Annotated in this window: 22 protein-coding genes and 2 pseudogenes; 19 read left to right on the top strand and 5 right to left on the bottom strand. The window is 62.1% G+C overall.

Going from position 1 to position 26,319, the window contains the following annotated elements; translation table 11 throughout:
- The first annotated feature begins 4 nt into the window (after positions 1-4).
- The 5 genes from XH85_RS39995 to XH85_RS47145 all read left to right on the top strand — a co-directional run bounded on the left by XH85_RS39995 (position 5) and on the right by XH85_RS47145 (position 4,761).
- The gene (locus tag XH85_RS39995; protein WP_128936329.1) at positions 5-931 is read left to right on the top strand and encodes a 3-hydroxyacyl-CoA dehydrogenase; all 927 of its coding nucleotides are present in this window, start codon (positions 5-7) and stop codon (positions 929-931) included.
- Between the two features lie 21 nt (positions 932-952).
- Positions 953-1,945 (top strand): 3-hydroxyacyl-CoA dehydrogenase NAD-binding domain-containing protein, encoded by a 993-nt coding sequence (locus tag XH85_RS39990; protein ID WP_128936328.1) that lies wholly within the window; start codon positions 953-955, stop codon positions 1,943-1,945.
- A 283-nt stretch (positions 1,946-2,228) separates the two neighbouring features.
- Positions 2,229-3,626 carry a cytochrome ubiquinol oxidase subunit I gene (locus XH85_RS39985; RefSeq protein WP_128936327.1) on the top strand — a complete coding sequence of 466 codons (1,398 nt, stop codon included), beginning with the start codon at positions 2,229-2,231 and terminating at the stop codon, positions 3,624-3,626.
- Entirely contained in the window at positions 3,623-4,633 is a 1,011-nt protein-coding gene (gene cydB, locus XH85_RS39980) for a cytochrome d ubiquinol oxidase subunit II (RefSeq protein ID WP_128936326.1), read from the top strand. The genes XH85_RS39985 and cydB overlap by 4 nt, the downstream gene beginning before the upstream one ends.
- Positions 4,633-4,761 carry a DUF2474 domain-containing protein gene (locus tag XH85_RS47145; protein ID WP_128936325.1) on the top strand — a complete coding sequence of 43 codons (129 nt, stop codon included), beginning with the start codon at positions 4,633-4,635 and terminating at the stop codon, positions 4,759-4,761. The genes cydB and XH85_RS47145 overlap by 1 nt, the downstream gene beginning before the upstream one ends.
- A 1,290-nt stretch (positions 4,762-6,051) precedes the next feature.
- On the opposite strand, the pseudogene XH85_RS47140 reads toward XH85_RS47145, so the two are convergent.
- Together XH85_RS47140 and XH85_RS39965 are read right to left on the bottom strand one after the other, a co-directional pair.
- Positions 6,052-6,260 (bottom strand): annotated as a pseudogene (locus XH85_RS47140) (NAD(P)/FAD-dependent oxidoreductase); the annotation flags it as partial.
- A gap of 147 nt (positions 6,261-6,407) precedes the next feature.
- Complete coding sequence (locus XH85_RS39965; protein ID WP_128936324.1) at positions 6,408-7,814, bottom strand: MFS transporter; 1,407 nt, start codon at positions 7,812-7,814, stop codon at positions 6,408-6,410.
- A 254-nt stretch (positions 7,815-8,068) separates the two neighbouring features.
- On the opposite strand from XH85_RS39965, the gene XH85_RS39960 reads away from it, so the two are divergent.
- On the top strand, positions 8,069-8,377 hold the full coding sequence (locus tag XH85_RS39960) for a hypothetical protein (protein ID WP_128936323.1): 309 nt from the start codon (positions 8,069-8,071) through the stop codon (positions 8,375-8,377).
- 20 nt (positions 8,378-8,397) lie between these two features.
- The gene (locus XH85_RS39955; RefSeq protein ID WP_128936322.1) at positions 8,398-9,288 is read left to right on the top strand and encodes a sigma-70 family RNA polymerase sigma factor; all 891 of its coding nucleotides are present in this window, start codon (positions 8,398-8,400) and stop codon (positions 9,286-9,288) included.
- A 190-nt stretch (positions 9,289-9,478) separates the two neighbouring features.
- Here XH85_RS39955 and XH85_RS45635 read toward each other — a convergent pair whose 3' ends face one another.
- Positions 9,479-9,616 (bottom strand): hypothetical protein, encoded by a 138-nt coding sequence (locus XH85_RS45635; RefSeq protein ID WP_164940483.1) that lies wholly within the window; start codon positions 9,614-9,616, stop codon positions 9,479-9,481.
- A 555-nt stretch (positions 9,617-10,171) separates the two neighbouring features.
- Between XH85_RS45635 and otnK the strand changes: the two genes are divergently transcribed.
- The 10 genes from otnK (at position 10,172) to XH85_RS39905 (ending at position 21,293) form a co-directional block, all read left to right on the top strand.
- Complete coding sequence (gene otnK / locus XH85_RS39950; protein WP_128936321.1) at positions 10,172-11,458, top strand: 3-oxo-tetronate kinase; 1,287 nt, start codon at positions 10,172-10,174, stop codon at positions 11,456-11,458.
- Positions 11,455-12,102 carry a class II aldolase/adducin family protein gene (locus XH85_RS39945; protein WP_128936320.1) on the top strand — a complete coding sequence of 216 codons (648 nt, stop codon included), beginning with the start codon at positions 11,455-11,457 and terminating at the stop codon, positions 12,100-12,102. Before otnK ends, XH85_RS39945 begins: the two co-directional genes overlap by 4 nt.
- A gap of 13 nt (positions 12,103-12,115) precedes the next feature.
- Positions 12,116-12,904 carry a shikimate dehydrogenase family protein gene (locus tag XH85_RS39940; protein ID WP_128936319.1) on the top strand — a complete coding sequence of 263 codons (789 nt, stop codon included), beginning with the start codon at positions 12,116-12,118 and terminating at the stop codon, positions 12,902-12,904.
- Positions 12,905-13,007: 103 nt separating this feature from the next.
- Positions 13,008-14,117 carry an ABC transporter ATP-binding protein gene (locus XH85_RS39935; RefSeq protein WP_164940488.1) on the top strand — a complete coding sequence of 370 codons (1,110 nt, stop codon included), beginning with the start codon at positions 13,008-13,010 and terminating at the stop codon, positions 14,115-14,117.
- Complete coding sequence (locus XH85_RS39930) at positions 14,114-14,992, top strand: ABC transporter permease (protein WP_128936318.1); 879 nt, start codon at positions 14,114-14,116, stop codon at positions 14,990-14,992. Before XH85_RS39935 ends, XH85_RS39930 begins: the two co-directional genes overlap by 4 nt.
- Positions 14,989-15,783: an ABC transporter permease gene (locus XH85_RS39925; RefSeq protein WP_128936317.1), complete on the top strand. Its 795-nt coding sequence runs from the start codon at positions 14,989-14,991 to the stop codon at positions 15,781-15,783. Before XH85_RS39930 ends, XH85_RS39925 begins: the two co-directional genes overlap by 4 nt.
- 35 nt (positions 15,784-15,818) lie before the next feature.
- Positions 15,819-16,886 carry an extracellular solute-binding protein gene (locus XH85_RS39920; protein ID WP_245473856.1) on the top strand — a complete coding sequence of 356 codons (1,068 nt, stop codon included), beginning with the start codon at positions 15,819-15,821 and terminating at the stop codon, positions 16,884-16,886.
- Between the two features lie 46 nt (positions 16,887-16,932).
- Positions 16,933-17,283 (top strand): N,N-dimethylformamidase alpha subunit family protein, encoded by a 351-nt coding sequence (locus XH85_RS39915; RefSeq protein ID WP_128936316.1) that lies wholly within the window; start codon positions 16,933-16,935, stop codon positions 17,281-17,283.
- A complete protein-coding gene (locus tag XH85_RS39910; RefSeq protein WP_128936315.1) occupies positions 17,273-19,534 on the top strand; it encodes a N,N-dimethylformamidase beta subunit family domain-containing protein in 2,262 nt (753 codons plus the stop codon). Before XH85_RS39915 ends, XH85_RS39910 begins: the two co-directional genes overlap by 11 nt.
- Before the next feature lie 82 nt (positions 19,535-19,616).
- Positions 19,617-21,293 (top strand): N,N-dimethylformamidase beta subunit family domain-containing protein, encoded by a 1,677-nt coding sequence (locus XH85_RS39905; RefSeq protein WP_128936314.1) that lies wholly within the window; start codon positions 19,617-19,619, stop codon positions 21,291-21,293.
- A 97-nt stretch (positions 21,294-21,390) separates the two neighbouring features.
- On the opposite strand, the pseudogene XH85_RS39900 reads toward XH85_RS39905, so the two are convergent.
- Positions 21,391-22,107 (bottom strand): annotated as a pseudogene (locus tag XH85_RS39900) (GntR family transcriptional regulator); the annotation flags it as partial.
- Positions 22,108-22,398: 291 nt separating this feature from the next.
- Between XH85_RS39900 and XH85_RS39895 the strand changes: the two are divergent.
- Together XH85_RS39895 and XH85_RS39890 are read left to right on the top strand one after the other, a co-directional pair.
- Positions 22,399-23,625, top strand: coding sequence for an aminotransferase class III-fold pyridoxal phosphate-dependent enzyme (locus XH85_RS39895; protein ID WP_128936313.1), 1,227 nt, complete (start codon positions 22,399-22,401; stop codon positions 23,623-23,625).
- Between the two features lie 348 nt (positions 23,626-23,973).
- Positions 23,974-24,672 carry an alpha/beta hydrolase gene (locus tag XH85_RS39890; RefSeq protein ID WP_128936312.1) on the top strand — a complete coding sequence of 233 codons (699 nt, stop codon included), beginning with the start codon at positions 23,974-23,976 and terminating at the stop codon, positions 24,670-24,672.
- Here the strand turns inward: XH85_RS39890 and XH85_RS39885 are convergent.
- A complete protein-coding gene (locus tag XH85_RS39885; RefSeq protein WP_128936311.1) occupies positions 24,655-25,926 on the bottom strand; it encodes a Spy/CpxP family protein refolding chaperone in 1,272 nt (423 codons plus the stop codon). The genes XH85_RS39890 and XH85_RS39885 overlap by 18 nt on opposite strands.
- Between the last annotated feature and the right edge of the window lie 393 nt (positions 25,927-26,319).

Here is a 26,319-nt window from a genome sequence, read left to right as displayed (position 1 = left end):
ACCCATGACCGTACTCCATGCCACGCAGACAAAAGCCGCATCGGGCGCGAGCCGCTCCGGCCGGTTGTTTCTACTCGACTTGAGCGGCGGGCGCGTCCTGTCGATGGATCCGGACGGCTCGCATGCCCACGTCATCGCGGCCGACTGTCCTCATCCCGACGGGATCGTCGTCGACGTGGAAGCGGGGCACGTCTACTGGACCAACATGGGAGCCATTCCGAACCGGAACGACGGCTCCATCGAGCGCGCCGACCTCGATGGAAGCAATCGCAGGTTCATCGTTGCACCCGGCGGCACATTCACGCCGAAGCAGCTCCATCTCGATAAGGCGAACGGCAAACTCTACTGGTCCGATCGCGAGGGGATGCGCGTCATGCGTTCGAATCTTGACGGATCGCAGATCGAAACCCTTGTCCAGACCGGAACGGGCGAAAATGACCGCCGCGATCAGTCCAGATGGTGCGTTGGGATCGCCGTCGATTCCGAACGGGGGCAGATCTACTGGACGCAAAAAGGCGGCGACAACGCCGAAGTCGGACGCATTTTGCGCGCCGGGATCGAGATCCCGAAGGGCGAGACGGCGGCTGATCGCAGCGACATCGAAGTCTTCTTCAACGGGCTTCCCGAGCCGATCGATCTCGAAATCGATCTAGAACATCGCATCCTTTACTGGACCGACCGCGGCAATCCCCCACGCGGCAACACGGTGAACCGCGCACCCATCGACGCGAAGCCCGCAGAAAATGTGCCGCAGATCGTGGTCTCGGACCTGATGGAAGGTATCGGCATCGCTCTGGATGTTCCCGGCAACCGCATGTTCGTGACCGATCTCGCCGGTTCGCTTTATGCGGCGAAGCTCGTCGGGACGGACAAGCGAATGCTTCTCGCCGCCCAGGGCAATCTCACCGGCATCGCTTACGTCGAAGTCTGACAAACGCATCGGAGCATCCCCATGACCAATAGCAAACCCATTCGCCGTGTCGCAATCATCGGCACCGGCGTGATTGGCGCGAGCTGGGCCGCGCAGTACCTCGCCAAGGGACTTGAAGTCGTCGCGACGGACATCGCGCCTGACGCGGAAGCCGCGCTGCGGAAGTTCGTGAAGTCGGCCTGGCCGGCTCTCGAACGGCTGGGTCTGTCGCCTGGCGCATCGCTGGCGAACCTGAAGTTCACCGCCGACCTTGCCGAAGCTGTTGTCGGTGTCGACCTCGTCCAGGAGAACGGGCCGGAACGGCTGGACTTCAAGCAGAAGCTGTACAAGCAGCTCGACGAGCTGCTGCCGCCGGACGTGATCATCGCGTCGAGCTCGTCCGGAATCAAGATGAGCGACATTCAGTCGGGCGCTGCATTGCATCCGGAGCGTTGTGTGATCGGTCACCCCTTCAATCCGCCGCACCTGATTCCTCTGGTAGAGGTGGTCGGGGGGACAAAGACCTCGGAACAGACGATCCAGTGCGCGATCGCGTTCTACAAGTCGATTGGCAAGAAGGCCGTACGGCTCAACAAGGAAATGCCGGGCCATGTCGCCAACCGCCTGCAGGGTGCTTTGGCGCGGGAAGTCTACTACCTCATTGCCGAGGATGTGCTGAGCGCTGCCGACGTCGACGACGCCTTGTCCTGGGGTCCAGGTCTGCGCTGGGGCATCATGGGCAACATGATGCTCAATCATCTCGGCGGCGGCCCGGGCGGCATCGAGCATTTCCTTCACCAGTTTGCCGGCCCGATGACGACCTCGTGGAAGAGTCTCGGCTCGCCAGTGCTTACGACGGAGCTGCAAAAGAAGCTCGTCGACAGCGTTCATGCCGAGGTCGGATCGCGCACCATCGACGAGTTGGAGGCGGAGCGGGACGAGATTTTGCTCGGCCTCATCGAGCTGCGCACTAAAGGCTCGCACGCTGCCGCACCACGTAACCCGCAGCACGCGTTGGCTGATTCCGGCAGATAGCGCCATCCTAGCGGAGCCCTGCAATGAGTGACTTCGCTATCGCTCGCTGGACAGCAGTCCGGGGAAGAATTGCGATTGACGAATCTCGTCACCGAACATGTTTGCTCAGGCTGGCAGCGTCCATGCAGCAACTTCGGGTGGCAACTGATCCAGCGCTAATGGATTGCAGTGCGGCCGTGGTCGGCCTTGAGCACACATTTCACAGGGATACCTTATCGGCATTGCATAAGAAGAGATCTCGAAGGAAAATTGATCGCGCAGGGTAGAAGGATAGAGGTGCGTCATGTTCGAAGGATGGGATGCGGTCGCGCTCGCCCGCGCACAATTTGCTTTCACGATGTCGTTCCACATCGTGTTCCCCGCGTTCTCGATCGGGCTCGCAAGCTACCTCGCGGTGCTGGAAGCGCGGTGGCTTTTGACCGGACGCGAGGTCTTCCTCAACCTGTTCAACTACTGGCTCAAAATCTTTGCGGTCGCCTTCGGTATGGGCGTGGTGTCGGGCATCGTGATGGCCTATCAGTTCGGGACCAACTGGTCGGTTTTCGCCGACAAGACCGGTCCTGTGATCGGGCCGCTGATGGCCTACGAGGTGCTCACCGCGTTCTTCCTCGAGGCCGGCTTCCTCGGCGTGATGCTGTTCGGCCTCAAGCTCGTCGGCCCCCGGCTGCATTTCCTGGCGACGCTGATGGTCGCGATCGGCACGCTGATCTCGGCGTTCTGGATTCTCTCGTCCAACTCCTGGATGCAGACCCCAACTGGCTATGCGGTGAACGCCGACGGCCAGTTCGTTGCGGCGGATTGGCTCGAGGTGATCTTCAATCCGTCGTTTCCATATCGCCTCGTGCATATGGTGCTGGCGGCCTACCTCACCACGGCGCTGGTGGTCGGCGCCGTCGGCGCGTTTCATCTTCTGCGCGACCCACATATCGCCGGCCCCCGCGTGATGTTCTCCATGGCAATGTGGATGGCCGCCCTGGTGGCGCCGATCCAGATTCTCGCTGGCGACCAGCACGGCCTCAACACGCTTGAGCACCAGCCCGTGAAGATCATGGGTATGGAAGGCCATTACCAAAGCCATCCCGATGGCGCGCCGCTGATCCTGTTCGGCCTGCCCGACCAGCAGGAAGGCAAGGTCAAATACGCCCTCGAAATTCCCAAGATGGGCTCGCTGATCTTGAAACATTCGCCGAATGCGCCGATGCCCGGCCTCGACACCGTGCCACGTGAAAACTGGCCGCCGGTGCCGGTCACCTTCTGGTCGTTCCGCATCATGGTCGGCATGGGCTTCCTGATGTTCGGCCTCGGCCTGTTCAGCCTCTGGTGCCGCTGGCGTGGAACGTTGTTCGCCTCGCGGCTGTTGCATGTCTTTGCGGTTCTGATGGGACCGGCCGGCTTCATCGCGGTGCTCGCGGGCTGGATCACCACCGAGACCGGACGGCAACCATTCACGGTGTACAATCTGCTACGGACCGCTGAATCTGCCTCACCTCTGGCGGCCCCTGCCGTCGGCTCCTCACTGCTCGCCTTTGTCATTGTCTACTTCGTCGTGTATGCCGCCGGCGTGACCTATCTGTTGCGGCTGATGGCGCAGCCTCCGCATCCCGGTGAAGCCGGACCGTCCCACGAGGTGCCGATACGTACGGCCGGCATCACGCCCGCGATCGAAGGGGTGACCCAATGAGCCTCGCCATCGACCTCGCAACGATTTGGGCGCTCATCATCGCCTTTGCCGTGTTCGTCTATGTGATGATGGACGGCTTTGACCTCGGGCTCGGCATCCTGTTTCCGTGGTTTCCGGCGAAGGCCGACCGCGACGTGATCATGAACAGCGTGGCGCCGGTGTGGGACGGCAATGAGACCTGGCTCGTGCTCGGCGGCGGCGGCGTGATGGCGGCATTTCCGCTCGCCTACGCCGTGCTGCTGCCCGCGCTCTATACGCCCATGATCGCGATGCTGATCGCGCTCGTCTTCCGCGGCGTCGCCTTCGAATTCCGCTGGCGCGCGCAACGAGAGCGCAACCCTTGGGACCTTGCCTTTGCCGGCGGCTCATGGCTTGCGGCGCTGGCGCAGGGCATTGCGCTCGGTGCCATCCTGCAGGGCGTGCAAGTCGAGGCGCGGCATTATGCCGGCGGCTGGTGGGATTGGCTGACGCCGTTCTCGGTCCTCACCGGCGTGTCGCTCGTGATCGGCTATGCGCTGCTCGGCGCGACCTGGCTCGTCATGAAGACCGAAGGGAGCTTGCGCGACCGCGCCTATCGTCTGAGCTGGCTATTGTTGATCGGGATGTTAGGGGCGATCGTTGCGGTCAGCATCGCAACGCCGTTCCTGCATGTGCAGTACACGCAGCGCTGGTTCGCCTGGCCGAATATCATCTTCACCGCGCCGGTACCGATCGCGGTCGCCGCTGTCACCGCACTGCTGCTCCGCGCGCTCACGAACAAATACGACTACCAGCCGTTCTTCCTGTCGCTTGCACTGTTCGCGCTGTCCTATGCCGGGCTTGGCATCAGCATGTATCCCTTCATCGTGCCGCAGAGCATCACGATCTGGCAGGCGGCCGCGCCGGAGAACAGCCAGACCTTCTTGCTGTTCGGCGTCTCCGTGCTGATCCCGCTGATCCTCGGTTACACCGGGTGGGCCTATTGGGTGTTTCGTGGCAAGGTACGGCCAGAACGCGGGTATCATTGATGCCACCCGATCGGAATCCGCGTCCGCTCGCGCAACGCCTGTTGTGGTTCGTAGCACTCTGGCTCGGTGGGGTCGGCACGGTAGCGCTGATTTCGCTCGCCTTGCGGCTCTGGATCGCTCCGAAATAACGCAGGTTGTGCGCGAGGGATCCGGGGCGAAAGATTGCTGCGAGATTTTCATTGAGGCGGCGGCTCAGAGCCAATCGTGCATGCTAGGTCTATCGGCGGTTCGACAACCGCAAAGTTCGCCTTACAGATGTGTTCGGGCCTACAGATCGTCAACGCTTGAGGCCATGCCAGCCAAATTGTCTAGAAGGGGCGACCGCCGACGGAAATTGGAGGACTAAGTCAGAGTTTGGGTGAGCCGCGATCAGTGTGAAACCGAAGGGGCGAACTATCGAGAAGCCAGCAACGGGGTAAGTTCGCTCGGGGCGAGTTCGCGTACAAGGAATTCCATCTTCGCGCGTAGCCAAAATTGTGGGTTTTGGTCTACGAAACTCGAAAATGCTTTATCTTTCAATGGGGATTAACTGACACTCTCTCCGCCGCACTGCTTCTCCACTGTATCGAGCCGTTCGAAGCGACAGCAAAGCATAAAAATATAGCGCGACAACGGCTGTCGCGGTTAGTTCCGTGATGTCACCCGTAGTCACCGCGCAAACCGTGGCTTCGGAACGTTGGGTCGGAGGACGGATTTCGTGTTCAGGAACATGACCCAGAAAGCTCGAGCCGCTCGACGTCGGACTCGAAAATGGAAAAGCCGTCGGTTAGATCGCAACCCGACTGAATTCGGTATCGATGGTTGCGTCTCCCTGATTTGAACCTACTCGTCGACCATTTCAAAGAACGACGGATCGCGCACGGACAGCGGCTTTTGGCGGACTATCGAGAGGCGACGTTCCGAGTTAGGCTGCCCTCCAGTAAGAAAACAGGGCCTCCGAAATAGTGGGTTTCGCGATGTAGCGGACCCCCGCTACCAATCGTGCGATTTTCTACGCCAAACTACGATCTTCCACGATTTCGTACTCCTGATGGTAGCGATTGGCGGGCTACGCCCGAACGGCGTTGGCCGAGCGGGGCAGATGATCTGAGTATCGGCGGGCGCATACTGGATATTCCGTCAGACCACTTGGTGTCACGCTCAACAGCCGGCGTGTGATGAATCTTGCCCATCCGCTCACCCAGATTTGGGACGCCACCTTACGGACGAATCCTTTTCTCCCATTCGCCCCTCTCAGATCCCTCCATGTGAATCCGGCCCACAGCATAGCCCCCTAGCCCGCGGAAAGGCCAAGCCGGTTCCGGAGATGGTCGCTTGGGTAGTCCCCAAAACCGGAAGGGACGGCCAGCGCAATGCTTGGCGATGGGCGCCAAGGTCGACGAGTAACAGCTCATTGGCAAGATTGTCGTAACGGTCTAACTGGCGACGCATGGCGTGACCTCGGGACCGTCGCGCAGGAGATGGCGGATTGGCCAGGCGATATCGCTGGTCGCAAGAGACGCCGTCGCGGCCTGGTAGAGCGCGGTTGGAATGGTGGTTGCGGCGGTCGATCAGCGTGATCTCGACCGGCGCGCCGGCATGGCCGAATGCGGCTTCCAATCCGCCGGAATCCGGCGCCGACGATCACCACGCGATGAGGTTTGGTCGGCGCTTCTGTTAAGCGATCACGGGCTCGGCTTCGAAACGGCGCCCGGGCCGATTATGTATTTGTTGCGCTCCTGTTCCAAGGCGAATGGGCCGATCGGCCGATAACGAACCTCTATCGTTATGAGCGTCACGCATCTTGCGGCGCGGCTGCGCTGGCGATGCGTCGCCGTGCCGGCAGGAAAAATCCGGCAATCGCGCCGGCCAACGACAGCGTTGCGGCGAGGCTCATTGCCGCAGCAAATCCGCTCTCGAAATGCGCGGCCGAATCGACCGCACCGTTGGCCGAGAAAGTCGCCACCAGCGCGGCGATACCGAACATGCCGCCGAGAAAGCGGCCCATGTTGAAGACGCCGGACGCCTTGCCCATTTCGGCCACAGCGACCGAGCTCAGAATGGCGTTTTGCGCTGCTGGCATCGCCATCGAGACGCCGACGCCGGCCAGCACCAGCGGCGCGACCAGAGCGGAGTAGGGAACCGCGGGGCTTACGATCTCGGCGATCCAGCCAAGGCCGATCGCCTGCATCAGCAATCCCGTGATCACCAGCGGCCGCTCGCCGAACCTGTTGATGACTGCGCCGGCCACCGGGGCGGTGATGAACAGCGTCGCTGTCCAGGGCAGCAGGCGAAGTCCGGCGCTGAAGGCGTCGAAGCCCAGCGCAGTCTGCAGGAACTGCGGCAGCAGGAACAATACGCCGTACATCGCGGCGTAGAACAGCACGCTTGCGGACATCCCGGAGGCGAGGGCGCGCGATGCAAACAGCCGCATCGGCACCATCGGTGCGGCCGCGCGCAATTCCCAGAATACGAAGCCGGCTGTGAACGCCAGGCCTGACATCAGCGTGCCCGTTACCTCGGCGCTCGCCCACCCCACAGCGTTGCCGCGCAACAGGCTCCAGACCAGCGCCAGCGCCGCGAGGGCGACGAGCGTTAGTCCGGGGATGTCCAATGCGGCGGCAGGTCCGAAGCTTTCGCGCAACCGCGCCAGCACCAGCCCGATCGCGATCAGGCCGATCGGCAGGTTGATCCAGAAGACCCAGCGCCAGCCGAGGTGTTCGGTGATAAAGCCGCCGATGCCGGGGCCTATGATCAGCGCGCATCCGGTGATGCTGCTGAAAATGCCGAGCGCGCGGGCGCGCTCCTCTCGGCCGAACGTGCCGCTCAGGATCGCCATCGCGAGCGGCATCACCAGCGCGGCGCCGGCGCCCTGTAGCGCGCGGGCGGCGATCAGTGCGGTGGCGTTGCCTGCGAGCGCGCAGGCCGCCGATGCAACGACGAACAGGGCGATCCCGGCCGCGAACATGCGGCGGCGCCCGAAGCGGTCACCGAGCGCGGCGCCGGTCAGGAGCAGCACAGCGAACGTCAGGTTAAAGGCGTTGACGGTCCATTGCAGCGTCTCGACCGGGCTGCCGAATTCGGAGCGGATGGCCGCGAATGCCGTCGTAATGATCATGGCGTCCAGCGCCATCATGAAGGATGCCAGCGCAGTGACGCCAAGCACCCAGTTCTGCTCGGCGCGATTGGTCGGGGTCTGCATCGCCCTCTCTCCGTGTGTCGCGCCACCCTGTCGCAGCGCGTTCTGCGGGCTAGACGAGGCCGGAGCGGCAAAGGATGCGCCCGAAAATAATCTTTTGCGGGCCGCATCCTTCGGCGGCCGGCAAACGTCCTAGGGGCTGACGCGGCCATCTGCTCGAAGCTTGATCCGGAAGAGTGGGGCACCGATCTCTCGGGAAATAGCAAGATGGAGCGTTGCAACGCGGCCTAGGTCGCGACATGAACAAGGAGCGCGCGATGAGAAGGACGTTGATCAGGTACAAGGCCAAGCCGGAGCTGGCCGACAAGAACGCCGAGCTGGTTTCGGCGGTGTTTGCGGAATTGAAGGCGGCCAGGCCGGACGGCGTACGCTATCTGACGCTACGGCTGGAGGACGACACCTTCATCCATTTCGTCGAGACCGCGGCCGAGGACGGCTCGAGCCCAATTCCGAAGCTCAAGGCGTTTCAGGCGTTCCAGGACGGCATCCGCGACCGCTGCGCCGAGCCGCCGCTGGTTCGTGATGTGAGCATCGTCGGCAACTACCGTATGCTGGACGAGTCCTGAACAGGCGAGGCGGAGGAGCAATGGCGCCAGCCCCACTGGCCACCATCGATATCGAGGCCTTGCTGGCAACGATGCGACCGAAGCTGCATCGCTACTGCGCGCGCATGGTCGGCTCGGTCATCGACGGTGAGGATGTGCTGCAGGATGCGCTGATCAAGGCGATGGAAGCGCTGCAATCGGTCACGCCAGTCGTCAATCCGGAGGGCTGGCTGTTCCGCATCGCGCACAACACCGCGCTGGATTTCCTGCGCCGCCGCAACCGGCAGGAGGCGCTGCATTCGGCTGAGGAGGTGGAGATGATTGCCGACCAGCTCGATGATGTGGAAAGCCGCCAGATCGCTGCGACCAGCCTGCGTACCTTCATGCGGCTGCCAGTGGCGCAGCGGTCCAGCGTGATCCTGATGGACGTGCTCGGCTGCTCGCTTGCCGAGGTCTGCGACATCATGGATTTCAGCCTGCCGGCGGTGAAGGCCGCGCTGCATCGAGGGCGCACGCAGCTGCGTGAGTTCGCCGAGGAGCCGGACGATGTGCCGCAGCCGGGCCTCTCGGAAGCCGATCGCACGAGGCTCAACGCCTATGTCGGCCATTTCAATGCCCGCGACTTCGACGCCATCCGCGCCATGATCGCCGATGACGTCAGGCTTGAGCTCGTCAACCGCACCAGGCTGAAAGGCAAGGCCGAGGTGACGCGCTATTTCGGCAACTATTCGAAGATCAGCGACTGGCACCTGGTGACGGGGCAGGTCGACGGACGTCCCGCAATCCTGGTGTTCGATCCGAATGAGCCGAACGGGCGGCCGAAATATTTCATGCTGCTGAAGTGGTCCGACGACAAGCTCGCCACCATCAGGGATTTTCGTCACGCGGCGTACGTTATCGATGCTGCCGAGTGCGTGGTGGATTTAGGGTGAGTGGGTGAACGTACGTAGCGATCTATCGGCCGTATCTGAACGGAAAGAAGGTCGAGCGCCATTTGCCCTCCCCTGAAGGCCACGGCGCGGGAGAGGAACGCGCAGTTGCCTTGCCCGGCCGCTAAATTCGCCATTGGCGACGCTGCTGGTGGCTGCCCTTGCGCCAGAAGCCGCCCGCTCCCCGCTTGCGTCACGGCTGGCGCCGCTCATGGAGAAAAATCGCTGGCAGGTCTTCAGTGCTGTCGACGGTTTCCTTGGTGAACGGCCTGCAGCCTAAAGAGGGCACGCCGCGCCGCGCGAGCTCGCAGGTGACCTGGCCGACTGCCATGCTGTTCGCCGGCACGGTATCTCTTTCCTCAAGACGATCTTCTCGCTTCTGCTGGTCGTTTTGTTCGCCTGGATCATTTCGCGTACCGACACGCCGGTGCGCGGCGCGCCCGATGTTTTGATTACGCTGCCGTTCTTCGTTCCGCCCATTCTGACAGCGATGGCCCGGGTCATGTGCTCGGCAACCCGTCGGTCGGTGTGATCAATCTCGTTTGGCGGTGGACGTCTGGCTCCGAGGCGTCTCTGGTCAATGTCGATTCCTACGCCGGCGTCGTCTGGCACATGGTGCAATATTCGACGCCCCTCCTGTTCCTTTTCGTCGCCGAGGCATTCCGCGCCGTTTGGGGCGCCGCCTCACCATGGGGCACGTTCCGTCGCGTCAGCAAAGCGTGTGCGGCCGGGAAGCAGGCTCGGCGATGCGGCGGACCCACCATGTGCAAGCTGTCGGCGATTCCCCCGAAAGTTCGGCGATCTCTGCATGCCCGGCCGGTATTGCAAATATTTGATATATCATGTATCAAAATAGCCAGCAACTGCATGAAGATCTGCGAGGCGCATGACGAAGCTTATCTTCGGAGTGGTGGCGGACGATCTGACGGGCGGCATGGAAACGGCCGCCATGCTGGTCGCTGCCGGGATCGAATGCGGATTTGTCAGCGACCCCGATCTCGTCGGCAGCTGCGGCGATGTGCCGGCTATCGTCATCGCGCAGAAGACGCGGGTAATCCCCGCGAGCGAAGCCGTCAGCATGACGGCAAAGGCGGCACGGGCGCTGCTTGCGCGGGACGCCAGGCAAATCTTCTTTAAGTATTGTGCGACGTTCGATTCCACCGACCAGGGGAATATCGGCCCCGTCTCCGACCTGCTGATGCAACTGACTGGCGCCGGATACACCGCCTTTTGCCCGGCTTCTCCCGCCCTTCGAAGAACCGTCTACAACGGCCATCTCTTTCTCGGGACCGAGCTGATCTCGGACTCGCCGAAACGCAATGATCCGCTGACGCCGATGACCGATCCCGATCTGGTCCGGGTTCTGCAGCGCCAAACGCGGGCCAAGGTAGGCCTTCTGGCGCATTCGCTGGTCAACGCCGGCTCGGACTCGGCCAGACGCGCCATCGCAGAAGCGGCGGCCCGGGGTATCCGCTACTTCATTGCGGACGCGATCTACGATCGGGATCTCGATACGCTTGCCATGCTCACCTCTGATTGGAAGCTGATGACGGGCAATGCGACGATCGTGCAGCACTACCCGGACATCTGGAAGGCGCGGGGGCTCATCCCCACGACCAGGAGACCACCCGGCTTGCGCGCGGTTGGCGGCGGCGGCGCGGTTCTCGCCGGGAGTTGCGCTGGGCGGACATTGGAGCAACTCGCTGAATTCGAGAAGATTCATCCCGTGCTTCGCATCAATCTTCTGAATGCTGAAGATGTGGCGGCGACGGTTGGCGACGCGCTCGACTGGGCGCGGCCACGGCTGCACGGTGGTCCTGTCGGTTTCGCCACTTCGGGCGCGCCCGAGGCCGTCAAGATGGCTCAGGAGCGATATGGCCGTGAAGGCGCGGCGCAACTCGCCGAAACCATTCTTGGTCGGCTCGCTGTCTCCCTTCGCAGTATCGGCGTGCGGCGCTTCGTCGTGGCCGGTGGCGAGACGTCTGGTGCGATCGTCGAGCACCTCGGCGTTCGACGTTTGCGGGTCGGTCCCTATGGTGGACCCGGCATCGGCACCGCGGTGACCGAAGACGAGGATCCGGTGGCCCTCTGTCTCAAGTCCGGCAAGCTGGGCCCCGTCGACCTGTTTACGACGACGCTCGAAGCGATGTTGAATCCGGAGGGAGTCAATTGAACGAACGCGAACTTAGACAATCTGTGCTGGATATTGTGGGGCGCCTGGAGGTCAGGGGCTTCAATCACGGCAGCAGCGGAAATGTCAGCTGTCGCATCGGAGAAGACGTTCTTATCACGCCGACGGGCGGCAATAGCAGCAACACGACGATTGACGAACTCGTCCATTTGAAGTGCGACGGAACGGTGGTTGGGGACGGCTTGCCCTCCAGTGAATGGCACATGCATCTGGCGATTCTCAACGCCTATCCGCATGTCAACGCGGTGGTGCACACCCATGCCGACTGCTGCGTCGCGCTGTCCTGCCTCGCAAAACCAATTCCGGCATTCCACTATATGGTCGCCAGTTTTGGCGGAAACGATGTGCCTTGTGCACCCTACGCCACGTTCGGCACCAGGGCTCTCGCCGACGGCGCCGTCGCAGCGCTGAAACAGCGCAAGGCCTGCCTGCTCGCGAACCACGGGATGATTGCCGTCGGCAAAGGGCTGCAGGCGGCTTTCGACCTCACCGTGAAGCTCGAAACCCTTGCCCGGCAGTATCTGCTCGCCTGTCAGGCCGGCGCGCCCGCGATCCTTGCCGACGACGAAATGGCGCGGGTGGTCGAGCGCTATGGCAGCTATGGCCGCGCTGCTCTGCCGGCCTGAGAAGGACAGCCCCATGGAGATCACCGGGAAGACCAAGATCATGTTCGTGCTCGCCGATCCGATCGATCATGTGCGGGCGAGTGCGGTCATGAATGCCTATTTCGGATCGATCGGCGACGATCTGGCGGTGTCGCCGATCCATGTCATGCCCGGCGATCTCGGCCATGTCGTTGCAAGCATCAGGCTCATGCGCAACGTCTTCGGCTTCGGCGTCACGATCCCGCACAAGACCTGCGTGATCGAGCATCTGGATGAGATCACGCCGACGGCACAGCTCATTGGCGCGGTCAATTTTGTCAAGCGGACGGCGGAAGGGCGCCTCGTCGGCGACAATCTGGATGCGCGGGGATTCATCGCCAGCCTCGCTCAGCATGACATTGCGGTTCGCGATCGGAAGGTGCTCCAGGTCGGTGCTGGTGGCGCGGGGCGCGCCACCGCATTCGGTCTGGCGGAGGCCGGCGCGCGCGAACTCACGATCATGAACCGGGACGACCAGAAAGCCCGCGCGCTTGCCGCTGCCGTGGCCGCGCATTATCCCGCCACGAAGGTCAGCGCCGGCCGCGCGGAGCCGCGCGCATTCGATCTCATCGTCAATACGACGTCGCTCGGCATGAAGGTGGATGATCCGCTTCCACTGGACATCGAAGGTGTCGGTCCGGGCGCCACCGTCAGCGACATCATCGTCAATCCTGCAGTCACGCAGCTCCTCGCAAGGGCGGCCGCGCAGGGCGCAAAGGCTATCGGCGGACAGCCGATGCTTGATGCGCAGATGGCCCTTGTCGCGCGGTTCATCGCGCGATAGCCTGATATATCAAATATTATATCGGACCGGCGGTGGCTTTGGATTGGTGCGAGGGCGGTCCCCGCATCGACGGCAAACGGAAGGGAAGCGAGACTCCGTGAATATTGCATCGGCCAGGCAATCGGCGTCGGGCGCATCGATCCGCATCAGTCGCTTGGAGAAGCGCTTCGGTGCCGTGTCCGCCGTCGATGGCGTCGATATCGATATTGCTGCCGGTGAGTTTGTCGCCCTGCTCGGACCCAGCGGCTCGGGAAAGACAACGATTCTGATGAGTGTTGCAGGATTCGAATTCCCGACCAGCGGCACCATTCACGTCGATTCCGAAGACCTGACCTACGTTCCTTCGAACAGACGCAATCTGGGAATGGTGTTCCAGAATTATACGCTGTTCCCGCATATGTCGATTCTCGACAATGTCGCCTTTCCCTTGAAGATGCGCGGTCTCCGGACGGCTGAACGTCATGCGCGCGCCGAAGCCGCGCTCGCGACCGTGCGCCTGGCAGGCTATGGCCACCGTCGTCCGAATGAGCTTTCCGGCGGTCAGCAGCAGCGCGTGGCGCTCGCGCGTGCGATCGTCTATCAGCCGCGTGTCCTCTTGATGGATGAGCCGCTAAGTGCGCTCGACAAAAATCTGCGCGAAGACATGCAACTCGAGATCAAGCGATTGCATGCCGAGCTTGGCATCACCGTCATCTTCGTCACCCACGACCAAAGCGAGGCGCTGACCATGGCCGACCGGATCGCCGTCCTGAGGGACGGCAAGATCCAGCAGATCGGGCCGGCGCGCCAGCTTTACGAAAGGCCCGCGAATCTCTTCACCGCCGGCTTCATCGGCGAGATGAATTTCGTCGACGTCGCCGTCCAAAGCGTCGGCGACGACACCTCTGTGGCGCTGCCATGGGGTGAAACATGGCGCCTGCCGGCCACGGCGGCGGTTGAGCCCCTTGCAGCCGGCGAGGCGGCGGTGCTGGCCGTGAGGCCCGAGCGGCTGCAACTCGGCGTCAGTCCCGCCGGGCAAGTCATGACGGTGACGCTGAGCGACATTGTCTATGCCGGGGCAGCCCTGCTTCTGATCGGACGTCTGCCTGACGGCACCGAGATGCGCGCGCGCATCCCCGGTGCCTCGCAGCTCAGCTCTTTGGCGCCAGGCGACGTCGCGTCCTTCACTATCCCCACGGAGGCGATGCTGCTCTACCGAGGGAAGCGGCAATGATCGAGGCGGGGCGATCGCATTTCTGGCATTCCGACGGCCGCCGGCTGAGCGGCCTGTCGACGCTGCTGCTGCTCCTGCCATTCTTTGCCATCATCGCCTTCGTCTTCGTCTATCCGATCCTGCAGCTCCTGGTGATCAGCATCCTCGAGCCGCATCCGACCTTGGACAACTACGCGCGCGTCGTCGAAAATCCGGTTCACATGCGCGTCCTGATGCGCACGCTGTGGACGGCTACGCTGGTGACGGCCTTGTCGGTGATCCTCGGCTTCCCGGTAGCCTATTATATGAGCCGGGCGAAGGGGACAGTCGCCGCCCTTGTCGCGGTCTGTGTCATCCTGCCGCTCTGGTCGAGCGTCCTGGTCCGCACCGCCGCCTGGTCCTTTCTGTTCCAGCGCAACGGGCTGATCAATTCGGCGTTGATGGGGCTCGGTCTGACCTCTCAGCCGTTCAAGCTGCTTTACGCCCAGAGCGCTGTGGTCATCGCCATGACCCACGTGCTTTTGCCGTTCATGATCCTGCCGATCTACGGCGCATTGCGCAGCATTCCGAACGATTATGAGCGTGCGGCCGCTGTGCTCGGCGCAACGCGCCTGCGGACCTTTCTGGAGGTGATCCTTCCCTTGAGCCTGCCGGGCGTCGTCTCCGGTTCGCTGCTCGTGTTCCTCACAGCGCTCGGCTTCTTTATTACGCCCGCGCTGCTTGGCTCGCCGCAGGAGATGATGATCTCGACGCTCGTCTCGAAGCAGATACGTGAGGTCCTCGATTGGCCCTTCGCTGCGGCGCTGGTCGGGGTGCTGACCGTATTCGTGACGTTGCTGGCGATCATCTTCAGCAAGACGCTCCGTTTCGACCGGCTGATGGGGAACGCCTCATGAAACCGCCGACCGACCGCGGATCGCTCGCGCTGGGGGCCTATGTCTATGCCGTGCTGGCCTTCATCATCGTTCCGTTGGTCATCGTCATTCCAATGTCGTTCAGCCAGAACGACTATCTGGCATTTCCGCCGTCCGGCTTCACCCTGAAATGGTACGCGGAATATTTTGACAGCAGGCAATGGCGTGCAGCCACCTGGCTCAGCGTGCAGGTGGCCTTGCTGACCGCTCTCTTCGCGTCGGTCATCGGCACGGCCGCGACCTATGCAATGATCCGCGGCCGCAGCCGGTTGGTCACCGCTTTCCAGATTCTCCTGATCGGGCCGATCATTGTGCCGCATATCGCGCTCGCTGTCGGCCTCTATCTGTTTTTTCAGACGATCGGTCTCTCCGGGACCATTCCCGGCTTCGTGCTGGCGCATACGGTGCTCACCTTGCCGTTCGTCGTTTTCACGATGGCCGCCGCCCTGGGAAGGGTTGATGCCAATCTGGAGGCGGCGGCCATGAGCTGCGGCGCGACGCGCTTCCAGGCCTTTCGCCTGGTCACGCTGCCGCTCGTCCTGCCGAGTCTTGCCAGCAGTGCGCTGTTCGCCTTCATCATCTCCTTCGACGAGCCGGTGGTGTCGTTCTTTCTGTCCGGTGTGCGCCAGAAGACGCTGCCGCGCCGAATGTTCGAGGACATCGAGCAGAACCTGACGCCGGTGATTCCGGCGATCGCGACACTGCTGATCGTCTTGTCCATTTTGATTCTGCTGGGGGCCCATGTCCTCCGATCCCGCAGCGTCACCCAGTAGCGAGCCAGTGAGAAGCCAGAGAGAGGAGATTGTCGATGCTGAAAACAGGTTGGATGTGGAACTCGGCTGCTGTCGTGCTTGCTTCGCTTCTTTGTGGAGCGTTACCGGCTGCCGCTGAAAAACTGGAAGACCAATTGGTGATTGCAACGACCGGTGGCCTGATGGGCAACACCCTCGCGAAATATTTCTACGATCCCTTCAACAAGGCCAAGAATGTCGAAATCGTCCCGGTCGCAATCGAGGTCCCCGACCAGTGGGCGCGCGCCAAGGCGATGCAACGAACCGGCAAGGTCGAGTTCGACATCGTCACGGCAACGGGTCCCGATCTGGTCGGACGCACCGACATGCTCGAGAAGATCGACTGTGCGAAACTGCCGAGCGTCCAGAAGTTCGGTGTCTCCGATGCCTGTCAGCCCTATGGTGTTGCACGCACGACCGGCGGGATGCTGATCACCTACAATACCGAGACGTTCAAGGACAAGGCGCCCAAGACATGGGCGGACTTCTGGGACGTCAAGCAGTTTCCGGGGCCGCGAGGGCTGCCCGATACCGGCGACAGCGATTGGTGGGTGCCGGTCGCCGCGCTTCTCGCCGATGGCGTCAAGCCGGAGCAGCTTTTCCCGCTGGACATCAATCGCGCCTACAAGAAGCTGGACGAGATCCGTCCCAATGTCGCGGTGTGGTGGAAGACCGGCGACCAGGTGCAGCAGATCATGCGCAGCCGCGAGGTCGTCATAGCCATGAGCTACTCAGGCCGCGCGCTCGCCGTCGTGAAGGAGGGCGTACCGGCTGCCATGTCCTGGGACCAGGCCATTCGCGACACCGGTTACATGGCTGTTCTCAAGGGTGCTCCTGACCTCAATGCCGCCATGGCCTATCTCGACTTCTTCTATGCAAGCTCCGATGCGCATGTGCCGTTCATGCGCGCTGTCAACTATGCGACGGCCAGCAAGTCGGCGATCGAGCTGTTGAAGCCGGAGGAGCGCAATCTCTACGCGACCTCGCCGGAGAACTATGAAAAGCTGGTCAAGCCCGATTTCGCCTGGATCGGCGAACATCGTAACGAGCTGCGTGAGCGGTGGATGGCCTGGCTGACCCGCTGAACCGCGGCAACCCCTCCCGCCATTCGCCCTTGCAAGAGGATCGACCATGGATCACACCAGTGACCCTGCTGCGCTGCGCTACGTGATCGATCCCAAAAGGCTCGATCTCGTGGAGGAGTTCCGGGCAAGTCCGCTCGGCGTGCATAGTCCGGAACTGCGCAAGCTGCTGGCGCGGATGCGATGGGGCAGGCCGGAAGGGCGGCTGGTCCTGATCGTACTCGAACCCGGCAAGGCCTGGCGGCTGTCACGTATCCCCAAGCGTCGGGGCGATCCGATGCTTTTTGTCGATGATCGCGTCTTCACCTCTCTCGTTGAAGCGGAGTGGCATGTCTTCAAGCTGCGCTGGCAGGAAATGACGGGAACGCTGCTGCCTGCGGAGGTTTCCGGTGATCTATAGGACCAACGAGTATCTCGGCTATCCGGATCGCATCAGCGTCCCGGCAGGCGAGTCCGTCAGATTCCAGCTCAGCAGCAAGCGGCCAAGCGTGAAGGTCGAGGTGCTCAGGCTGCGCTGCGGCGATGTCGATACCAACGGCCCGGGCTTCAAATATGAGGTGATGACGAGCCCCATTGACGGTGAGCATGCCTGCCTCGACCAACCGATACGCCCGGGATCCAACGCCGTCATTGACCACGACGGTGCACTGGTCCCGACCGGCGGGCATTGGTGTTTCGGAGCCTACGTGTATCCGACGCGGATCGCTGATAATGCCAAGGCCGTGATGGGAAATTGGTGCGAGCGCTCTGCGCGCGGCTTTGCGCTAGAGCTCGACGAGGAGGGGCATCTGGTCCTGGTGCTGGGCCAGGCGAGCGGTAGGCCAGCCCGCTTTGCCCTCGACGTCAAGCTGCGCCCGCGCGTCTGGGCGTTCGTATCGTGCGCGCTTGACCTTGCGCAGGGATCGGCGTCGCTGTCACTGATCGTTCCGGCTGACGGCGTTCGGCCGGCCGCTGCCTGTTCGAAATCGTTCGCTCTGCCACAAGCGCCCGCGCTCGATTCCGGCCTGCCGTTCCTGATCGCGGCCCATCATCTGAATGGCGATTGCCAATATACCTCGCACTTTGACGGCAAGATCGAAGCGCCGCGTGTCTTTTCCCGTCCGTTGGACGCGGAGGCGTTGCGTGTCTTCGACGGCCGGCAGCGGACGGGCGCAAGCGATGCCGGGCTTGTCGCCTTCTGGGATTTCTCGAATGGAATCTCATCAACGTCGATCAAGGATCTTTCGCCGAACGGCCTGCATGGCGTCCTCCGCCAGCTGCCCCGCAGGGGCGTCACCGGCTTTCACTGGTCTGGATCCGTCCACGACTGGCGGCTGTCGCCGCAGGAATATGCGGCGATTCATTTCCACAGCGACGATATCTACGATTGCGAATGGCAGACCACCTGCACGCTCGATGTGCCGGCTCATTGGCGGTCAGGCGTCTACGCGCTCCGGCTGACCCCGGGTCGCAACAATCCTGACCGCGACTGCGAAAGCTACGTCACCTTCTTCGTGACGCCTGGCAAGGCGTCACTGCGCGTGGATCTCGTCGTGGTCGCTTCGGTCGCGACATACCTGGCTTATGCCAACAGCGCGTTGCGCCTCTATCAGGTTCACTTCGAGACGCTGATGGAGCACGTTCTGTGGTTGCCGCAGGATGACGTCTTCATGCAGGAGAACCCGGAGATCGGCCAGTCGACCTATGATTGCCATGTCGACGGCTCGGGGCGAGCGTATAGCTCCTGGCTGCGTCCGGTCCTGAACATGCGTCCGCGCGGCTATTGGTTCAATTTGGTCAACGACACCCACATCCTCGACTGGCTCGAGGAGAAGGGGATCGCCTACGATCTGATCACGGATGTCGAGCTCGATCGGGAAGGCGCGCGTGCGCTTGCCCCTTACCGGGTCATGATGACGCCGACCCATCCCGAGTATTATAGCTTCAACATGATGAACGCGATCATGGCGCATCAGAACGCCGGGGGGCGGCACATCTCGATGGGAGGCAATGCATTCTACTGGCGCTGCGGCTTTCATCCGGCCGCGCCCGCCGCGCTGGAGGTCCGCCGCGGCATGGCCGGAACGCGCACCTGGGAATCGGAGCCGGGCGAAGTGCATCTTGCCGGCACCGGCGAGCCGGGTTCGCTGTGGCGGCATTCGGGCTTTGCGCCGCAAAAGCTTGTCGGGGTCGGGTTCTCGGCCATGATCAACGATACCTGCGGCTACTATTTGCGCACCGCCGAAAGCGAGGATGCGCGCGTCGCGTTCATCTTCGAGGGCACAGGCCGTCACGAGAGGTTCGGTGATTTTGGATTTCGCTACAACGGTGCCGTCGGCAGTGAGATCGACCGGTACGATCTCGAGCTCGGAACTCCGCGGCATGCGTTGCGGATCGCGACGTCCGAAGGATTGGGCGCGGGCGCGCTGCCCACGCCGGAGGAGTTTCGCACCGTGGTCGACGGACTCGACGGCACGCAGAACGCGCTGGTGCGCGCCGACATGGTGTTCTTCGAGACCGCCAATGGTGGCGCCGTCTTTGCGACGGGATCGATCACCTACGGCATGTCGTTAGGCCACAACAACTACGACAACAACATCAGCACTATCACGTTGAACGTCGTGAACCGGTTTCTCGATCCACGGCCTTTCGTCATGCCCGCCAAAGTCTAGCAGGCTGCCTGGACTTCGGCCCAACACGAATAGCCATCTCGTCGCCAGCCAGAGATGGTTTTCTCGAACCAGGGAGGCTGTCATGTCGGACAAGCGCGAGTTTCAACCCCCGGAATTGGGATCCCTCAACGTCGCTCCCCGCAAGACGCGCCCGATGCATGCGGACGAGCACTGGGGCAGCCAGCCCTGGTACGAAGCTCCGCGCGGCGATCCCGCCATGGCGGAGGTCTACACCTATACCGACGCGGTGTCTTACGACCCGGGAGACGAAGTCGTCTTTCGCTCCTCCGCAACAGCAAAGGCCTGGCGGTTGCAGATCTATCGCGATGATCTCGAGCCCGAGATGGTGCATGAGATAGACGCGCTTGACGGCGTATTCGCGGCCACGCCGTCCGATGCTTATCGCAATGGCTGCAACTGGCCCGTCGCTTATCGCTGGAAGTTGCCGCCGGATCTGCGCTCGGGCTTCTATCGCGTGGTGTCGTCGTGCGAGCGAGCGAACGGGGCCCGCTTCGTCCAGCATCATTTCTTCGTCGTTCGCCCCACCGAGAAGACGCGGCGCGCGAAGATTCTGATGATACTGCCGACGGGCACCTGGACCGCCTACAATGATTTCGGCGGTGCCAATCATTATTTCGGCGTCGAAGGTCCGAACCGGGACGGGCCCTCGCCGGTGTTGTCGCTGCAGCGACCATGGACGCGCGGCGTGGTCTGGCTGCCCCCCGGCGCGCCGCGCATCTGCGCCGATCCTGCACCCGAGATGGGTGACGCGCCGCGCTATCCGATGAAGGAGTGGGCTTTCGCCAATGGCTTTGGTCAGTATTACGCGGCAGCGGGCTGGGCCCAGTTCGACCGGCATTTCGTGCTCTGGGCGCAGAAGGAAGGCTACGCCCTCGACATGATCACTCAGACCGATCTTCACTACCGGCCCGAGCTGCTCGACGCCTACCCTTGTGTAACCATCATCGGCCATGACGAGTACTGGACATGGGAGATGCGCGAGGCGATCGAGCGCTATGTGGAAGGCGGCGGGCGGCTCGCGCGCTTCGGCGCCAACTTCCTGTGGCAGATCCGGCTTGAGGAGAATGGCAAGCGCCAAGTCTGCTACAAGTTCAAGGCCATCCACAAGGATCCGATCGTCGGCACGGACCGAGCGCGCCTGATGACGTCCGCCTGGGAAGATCGCAACGTCCGTTGGCCCGGCGCCTCGACGGTGGGGGTGAACGGTGCGCACGGCCTCTACGCGTCCTGGGGCGGCTTCGCGCCGAACGGCCAAAGAGGCTTTACGGTCTATCGTCCCGAGCATTGGGTGTTTGCCGGCACAGGGCTGCACTATGCCGATATCTTCGGCGACAAGCAGCACATCTTCGCCTACGAGGTTGACGGGCTGGACTACACGTTCCGCAATGGTCTTCCTTTTCCGGTCCCGGCCGAGGGGCAGCCCGAGACCATTCAGATCCTGGCGATGGCGCCGGCCGTCCTGGCCGAAGACGAGCCGCAGGGTGAGGGCTTCCGCTACTACGTACGCAGCAGCGACCACGAAGGCCTGGTGGAATGCATCACCGGCGAGGTCACGCCCGAGGGGCTGGCCCGCTACAAATACGGCTCCGGCATGATGGTGCACATGACCCGCGGCAAGGGCGAGGTGCTGACAGCCGCGACCTGCGAATGGGTAATGGGGCTGAAGCGCGGCGATCCGTTCACACAGCGGATCACCCGCAACATCCTCGATCGCTTCACCGCGCCCCGCTCCGCGTGAGCGACTTTCAGCGACGCTTAGATTTCGCGCGTGCTGCTCTGGCAGGTGGTGCGGCACGCGTCTGCGTCGCTTCAATCTCGACGTCTTCGTCAATGGCCGCCTCTGGAGTCATGAAGCGCGTGCCGCCATGCTTCTCCAGCAACCGGACGAGATTCTGGCCGCCCTCCATCATGTCCGCCTGTATCGACTCGCGAACCTTATCCGGTCGGCGCTGCCGCAGATTTTTAAGAACGGACAGGTGCTGATGTTCGTTTGGATACGTCGGGGGGGCGTGCGGGTAATGGAAATTCAACAAGGGTCCGTTGCGCATCCAGATATCGTCAAGGATGGCGAGCACTTCGGGAAGACCCGATCTATCATACAGACCGCGGTGGAATTGCCAGTTGGCGCGAACCGCGTCGGACCATCTGTTTTCCTTCTCCGCGCTGATCAGCTCGCGGTGAGTGGCCTCCATCTTGTCGATCTCGGCTTCCGAGATGCGCGTGGTTGCGTGCTCGGCGGCAAGTCCCTCGAGAAACAGCCTGACAGTCCTGAGCTCGATATACTGCTTGGCCGTCATGTGGGCGACCATGATCGAGCGTCCCGCCTGCATCTCGAGCGCACGACCGCGCACGAGCTGCATCAGGGCTTCGCGAATGGGCGTCTCCGACACGTTCATGGTCGCAGCAAGGTCGCGAATCTTGAAGCGATGGCCCGGCCAAAACCGGCCTTCCATCAGCGCCTGGCGCAGATTGTTGTAGACCAGGCTTGTCAGGCTGTCGCGAGCGACCGGGCCCACACCGCCCTCACCATGCCTCTGTTCAACGTCAGCCATTCTCGGTCCCCGAAAGGTCTGGGCCGTTTCGGCAATCCTCGCCGATACGGGTTCGAATCCATTTTATATATAATATAGGATGTCTTTGCGCGCTGACCGCCCACGCTTCGTGCAGCGACAGAGCCTTTGAAGGTTCGCGCCGCCCGCTCACACCGCGTCCCGAAACCCAAATTCGTCAGCTCGGAAGAACCGCAGCCCTCGATAGGAGGTCTACGGCTCCGGGCCGGCAAAGCAACAATTCCCTTGTAACCGAGAACATAATATATGATATATCAAACTAGGGAAGAAGGCATGCCGGGATTGATCAGGACAAGGGATGCTGCCCTGCGCGCGCGGGCCGAAAAGGTTGTGCCAGGCGGGATGTGGGGTCATCTCCACGCGGCCAGATTGCCGGATACGTATCCGCAATTCTTCAGCCGCGGCGAGGGCGGCGTCCTCTGGGATGTCGATGGTCACCGGTACGTGGACTTCATGTGCAGCTGGGGTCCTAATCTGCTTGGCCATCATCATCCCGAGGTGGAGGAAGCCGCCGAGCGTCAACGGCGCGACGGCGACTGCCTCAATGGTCCAGCCGAAGTCATGGTCGAGTTGGCCGAGCTCGTCGTTGATATGGTGGGCCATGCCGATTGGACGCAGTTTCAGAAGAACGGCACCGACGCGACGACGACTTGCGTCACGATCGCAAGGGCTGCAACAGGTCGACGAAAGATCCTCGTCGCCAAGGGGGCCTATCATGGTGCCGTGCCGTGGTGCTCACCGTCGCTTCTCGGTGTGACCGCGGAGGATCGCGCCCATCTCGCATACTTCACTTTCAACGACGTCGAGAGTCTTGAGGCGGCGGCCAAGGCGGCGGGCGATGATCTTGCCGGGATTTTGATTTCGGCGTTCCGCCACGATCTCGGGTTCGACCAGGAACTGCCCACCGTGGAGTTCGCGCGTGCGGCGCGTCGCATCTGTGACAGCAAGGGGGCCGCGCTGCTCATCGACGAAGTTCGCGCCGGCTTCCGCCTGAATGCCGCGGGTAGCTGGGAAGGGCTTGGTGTTCGGCCCGACTTGTCCGCCTGGAGCAAGGCGATCGCCAATGGTCATGCCCTGGCGGCTGTTACCGGAGCCGATTGGCTGCGCCGTGCCGCGTCCCAGGTCTTTGTCACGGGGTCATTCTGGGCTGGCGCCGTCGCCATGGCTGCTGCCGTCGCGACGTTGAAGATCGTGCGCAGGGACGATATTCCGAGCCGCCTCGCGCAGCTCGGGCAAACGCTGCGTGATGGCCTCGAGACGCGTTCCCGTCAGTTCGGTCTTTCAATCCGTCAATCGGGGCCTGTGCAAATGCCAACCCTTTTGTTTGAAGGGGACCCAGACTACCGGAAAGGTTCGGCCTTCTGCAGCGCGATGCTTGCAAGGGGCGTCTACTTCCATCCCAAGCACAACATGTTCCTCTGCGCCGCCCATACCGAGGCCGACATCGCCGTTGCTCTCGAGGCAGCGGAGCACGGCTTTGCAATCGTGGCGGCACTTTGACTCTCGCAATCCACTCCCGCTGCCCCGTGAGCCGATGCAGGGACCAATGGCTAGTCGCTTGATGGGGTTGTTGACGATCATGGGCATTGGCTGATCAGGCTTTGAACCTGCTCGGCAGCTTTCGAAGGCGTAGTTGGATCGCGCACAAAGGGCGGCATTTGGCGGACTATCAAAGCGCCGCTGAGCCAGTTAGGCTGCTCTCCAGTAAGAGAACAGGGCCTCCGAAATAGTGGGTTTAGCGATGTAGCGGACCCCCGCTACCATGATTCGGTTGTTTTATCAGCGTGTTAGCTGGGCTGAAAGGCGCAGCCGAAAATTCGCGAAGCCTTCCCGTAGCGAAACGGTAGCATCTATCGGCATTTCACCTGGCGCATCGCGAGCGCCACGAAAGCGCATGTTTGGGCTCTCGAATATCGGCTGGCACCGGAAAATCCCTTTCCGGCGGCACTCGATGATGCGGTCACTGCATACGATTGGCTCGCCAGCAAGGCTGCGACCCGTGAACTGTTCGTTATGGGAGATTCCGCGGGGGCAGGGCTTGTTCTCTGTCTGTTGTTAAGACTGCGCGATGCGGGCACTCCATTGCCGTGCGCCGCTGTTGCCATGTCGCCCTGGACAGATCTAGCCTTGACCGGCGCTTCGCTGACGGAGAATGCACCGTCGGATCCCATGCTCAACGCCCGAGATCTTCCGAGCCTCGTGTATTGCTATCTCGCCGGCGCCGATCCGCAAAATCCCTATGCGTCGCCCCTCTACGGCGACGTTTCCGGACTACCCCCCGTGCTGATCCAGGTCGGTAGTGACGAGATTCTTCGCGACGACGCCGTGCGCATGGCGGAGAAGTTGAAGATACAGAACGCGGAGAGCCGGCTGGAGATCTGGCCGCGCATGCCGCATGTCTTCTCTTCGTCCCGATGTTACCTGAAGCGCGTCAAGCCATTGCACATATCGGACAGTTCGTTGCAGAGGTGCGGTCTGCGCTCACATGAGCGCGTTCGTCGGGAGCGTTCTGCAATTCGGAATACGGCATCACGACGCTCGCTGTGACCCGATCAGTTCGAACTGAGACTTCTGCTTATCGTCAAGCGTGGCGTGGAATTCATCCATCGTGAGGCTCACCAGATTGATGGCTTTTTGCAAGGCATCAAGCCGACGATCCACTGCGGCAAGGCGATCCGATGGCGTCATCGCATCTCTCGGCTGACATTCATAGCTCAGGATTTCGACAGCCTCGGCACTCGCACGCTGCAGCCTCCAAAGTGCCTCGCGCTGGGCATCGTTCGGATGTAGCTTGGCGTCAATCTCGTCAGTCGGCCATTGCAACGCGAACGGCGGAGAGGCGTCGCAGACCTTTGCTGATGCCCTGATGGTGCCGTTTGCGGACGCCACCTCGAACTGCTCATTGGCGAGTGCGTTGAGCCGTCTTTTCTGGTCGTCATTCAGCAGGTCGTAAAGATCCTGCAGTGGCGGTTCCAGCGATATCACGCCCTGGAGGATGGCCGCAATGCGTTGCTGCATCGAGGCCAATCGAGCCGGCGCCGTCGATGCGACCTGCTTCGGACAAGATGCCTGAATGATCCGGGCAACTGACTTGGACGCAACGGCAAAGCGATCCAGCGCTGCACGTTGCCCCTCGGTCGGCTGAACTGCCCGATTTATCTGATCAATTGCGAGACCAGCAATTTCCTGCGCGACATCACCGCAGAACTGCTGCAGCGGCGGGACCTTTCTTTCTCTTCGGCGAGGAGAGTCCGGAGCGATATAGGTCGTCAGTTCGTCGCTGCTGTAAGGCCCAAAGAGTCCGGCATAGATGTCGGGATAGCCGTAGTCCCAGAAGCCCATGCCATCACCAAAGACAACGTAGCCGTAAACATCATTGTCGGCGAATGGCCAGAACAGCGGCCCGACCCAGCCATATCCGCCATGGCCGTGAGACCACCACCCGACCGTGGCATCACGGTCGCCATGCCAGAGCGCAAGTGCGGCGTTCGTGGCGACCTGCCGGCGTGCCTCGGGGGCGGTGAACAGCCTGCCAATATCCAACCTTTCCTCGCCAGAGCGCTCATTCGTCGCAGCGGGGACGTTTTGCGAAGCAACTGGCGCATTTTCGACGGGAGGCTTCCCAATCTGATGCACGCGCACATGGCGGTGATGCACGTGATGGCGAGCAAGAAACCCGCCTGGAAACAAGCTGGTGAACGCGCCAAGTGGGCCGAGACCAAGGTGCCTGCGCGCTTCCGCGGCACTCGACAGAGCGGTCACCAACGCGACAGCAACAACTGCAACACCGAACTTCGACATGGCACCTCCTGTGCCAAGCCTTCGTGGCGTCACTTACGACGTCCAGGGAGACCAAAAGTTCCTCGTAGCAATTATTCAGGTCTACTCATCGCACCTAAAGTCGTCAGCAATCAGATTGCTCTTTAAGGGCCGAGTACCCCACGTCGGCGCAGAAATTGGCCGGCGCGGAAAGCTGATTGCAGGTTGTGCGAGAGGCGGCGCACGCGGGGGCCTGGTAGGGGCATTCGTGTCGATTTGCTCGTGTGCCGATCAATTCCGGTCTTCCCCGATAAGCTCACATTGTCAGAGTCCGTCGGCATGTCTCAAGCGTGCCAAACTCGGAAGTCATCGTTTCTTAGATTGGAGGCGGCAGGCTGCCGATTTCTAGCTGCAATCGTGCGTGGGCAACCTGGG

Source organism: Bradyrhizobium zhanjiangense (genome assembly GCF_004114935.1).
GTDB classification, from domain to species: domain Bacteria; phylum Pseudomonadota; class Alphaproteobacteria; order Rhizobiales; family Xanthobacteraceae; genus Bradyrhizobium; species Bradyrhizobium zhanjiangense.
This window is presented reverse-complemented; position numbering and strand designations above follow the sequence as displayed.

Bases quoted from the DNA above. Each gene is read 5' to 3' on its own strand.
- XH85_RS39995 (WP_128936329.1), top strand. From the start codon at position 5: ATGACCGTACTCCATGCCACGCAGACAAAAGCCGCATCGGGCGCGAGC.
- XH85_RS39990 (WP_128936328.1), top strand. From the start codon at position 953: ATGACCAATAGCAAACCCATTCGCCGTGTCGCAATCATCGGCACCGGC.
- XH85_RS39985 (WP_128936327.1), top strand. From the start codon at position 2,229: ATGTTCGAAGGATGGGATGCGGTCGCGCTCGCCCGCGCACAATTTGCT.
- cydB (WP_128936326.1), top strand. From the start codon at position 3,623: ATGAGCCTCGCCATCGACCTCGCAACGATTTGGGCGCTCATCATCGCC.
- XH85_RS47145 (WP_128936325.1), top strand. From the start codon at position 4,633: ATGCCACCCGATCGGAATCCGCGTCCGCTCGCGCAACGCCTGTTGTGG.
- XH85_RS39965 (WP_128936324.1), bottom strand. From the start codon at position 7,814: ATGCAGACCCCGACCAATCGCGCCGAGCAGAACTGGGTGCTTGGCGTC.
- XH85_RS39960 (WP_128936323.1), top strand. From the start codon at position 8,069: ATGAGAAGGACGTTGATCAGGTACAAGGCCAAGCCGGAGCTGGCCGAC.
- XH85_RS39955 (WP_128936322.1), top strand. From the start codon at position 8,398: ATGGCGCCAGCCCCACTGGCCACCATCGATATCGAGGCCTTGCTGGCA.
- XH85_RS45635 (WP_164940483.1), bottom strand. From the start codon at position 9,616: ATGGCAGTCGGCCAGGTCACCTGCGAGCTCGCGCGGCGCGGCGTGCCC.
- otnK (WP_128936321.1), top strand. From the start codon at position 10,172: ATGACGAAGCTTATCTTCGGAGTGGTGGCGGACGATCTGACGGGCGGC.
- XH85_RS39940 (WP_128936319.1), top strand. From the start codon at position 12,116: ATGGAGATCACCGGGAAGACCAAGATCATGTTCGTGCTCGCCGATCCG.
- XH85_RS39930 (WP_128936318.1), top strand. From the start codon at position 14,114: ATGATCGAGGCGGGGCGATCGCATTTCTGGCATTCCGACGGCCGCCGG.
- XH85_RS39925 (WP_128936317.1), top strand. From the start codon at position 14,989: ATGAAACCGCCGACCGACCGCGGATCGCTCGCGCTGGGGGCCTATGTC.
- XH85_RS39920 (WP_245473856.1), top strand. From the start codon at position 15,819: ATGCTGAAAACAGGTTGGATGTGGAACTCGGCTGCTGTCGTGCTTGCT.
- XH85_RS39915 (WP_128936316.1), top strand. From the start codon at position 16,933: ATGGATCACACCAGTGACCCTGCTGCGCTGCGCTACGTGATCGATCCC.
- XH85_RS39905 (WP_128936314.1), top strand. From the start codon at position 19,617: ATGTCGGACAAGCGCGAGTTTCAACCCCCGGAATTGGGATCCCTCAAC.
- XH85_RS39895 (WP_128936313.1), top strand. From the start codon at position 22,399: ATGCCGGGATTGATCAGGACAAGGGATGCTGCCCTGCGCGCGCGGGCC.
- XH85_RS39885 (WP_128936311.1), bottom strand. From the start codon at position 25,926: ATGTCGAAGTTCGGTGTTGCAGTTGTTGCTGTCGCGTTGGTGACCGCT.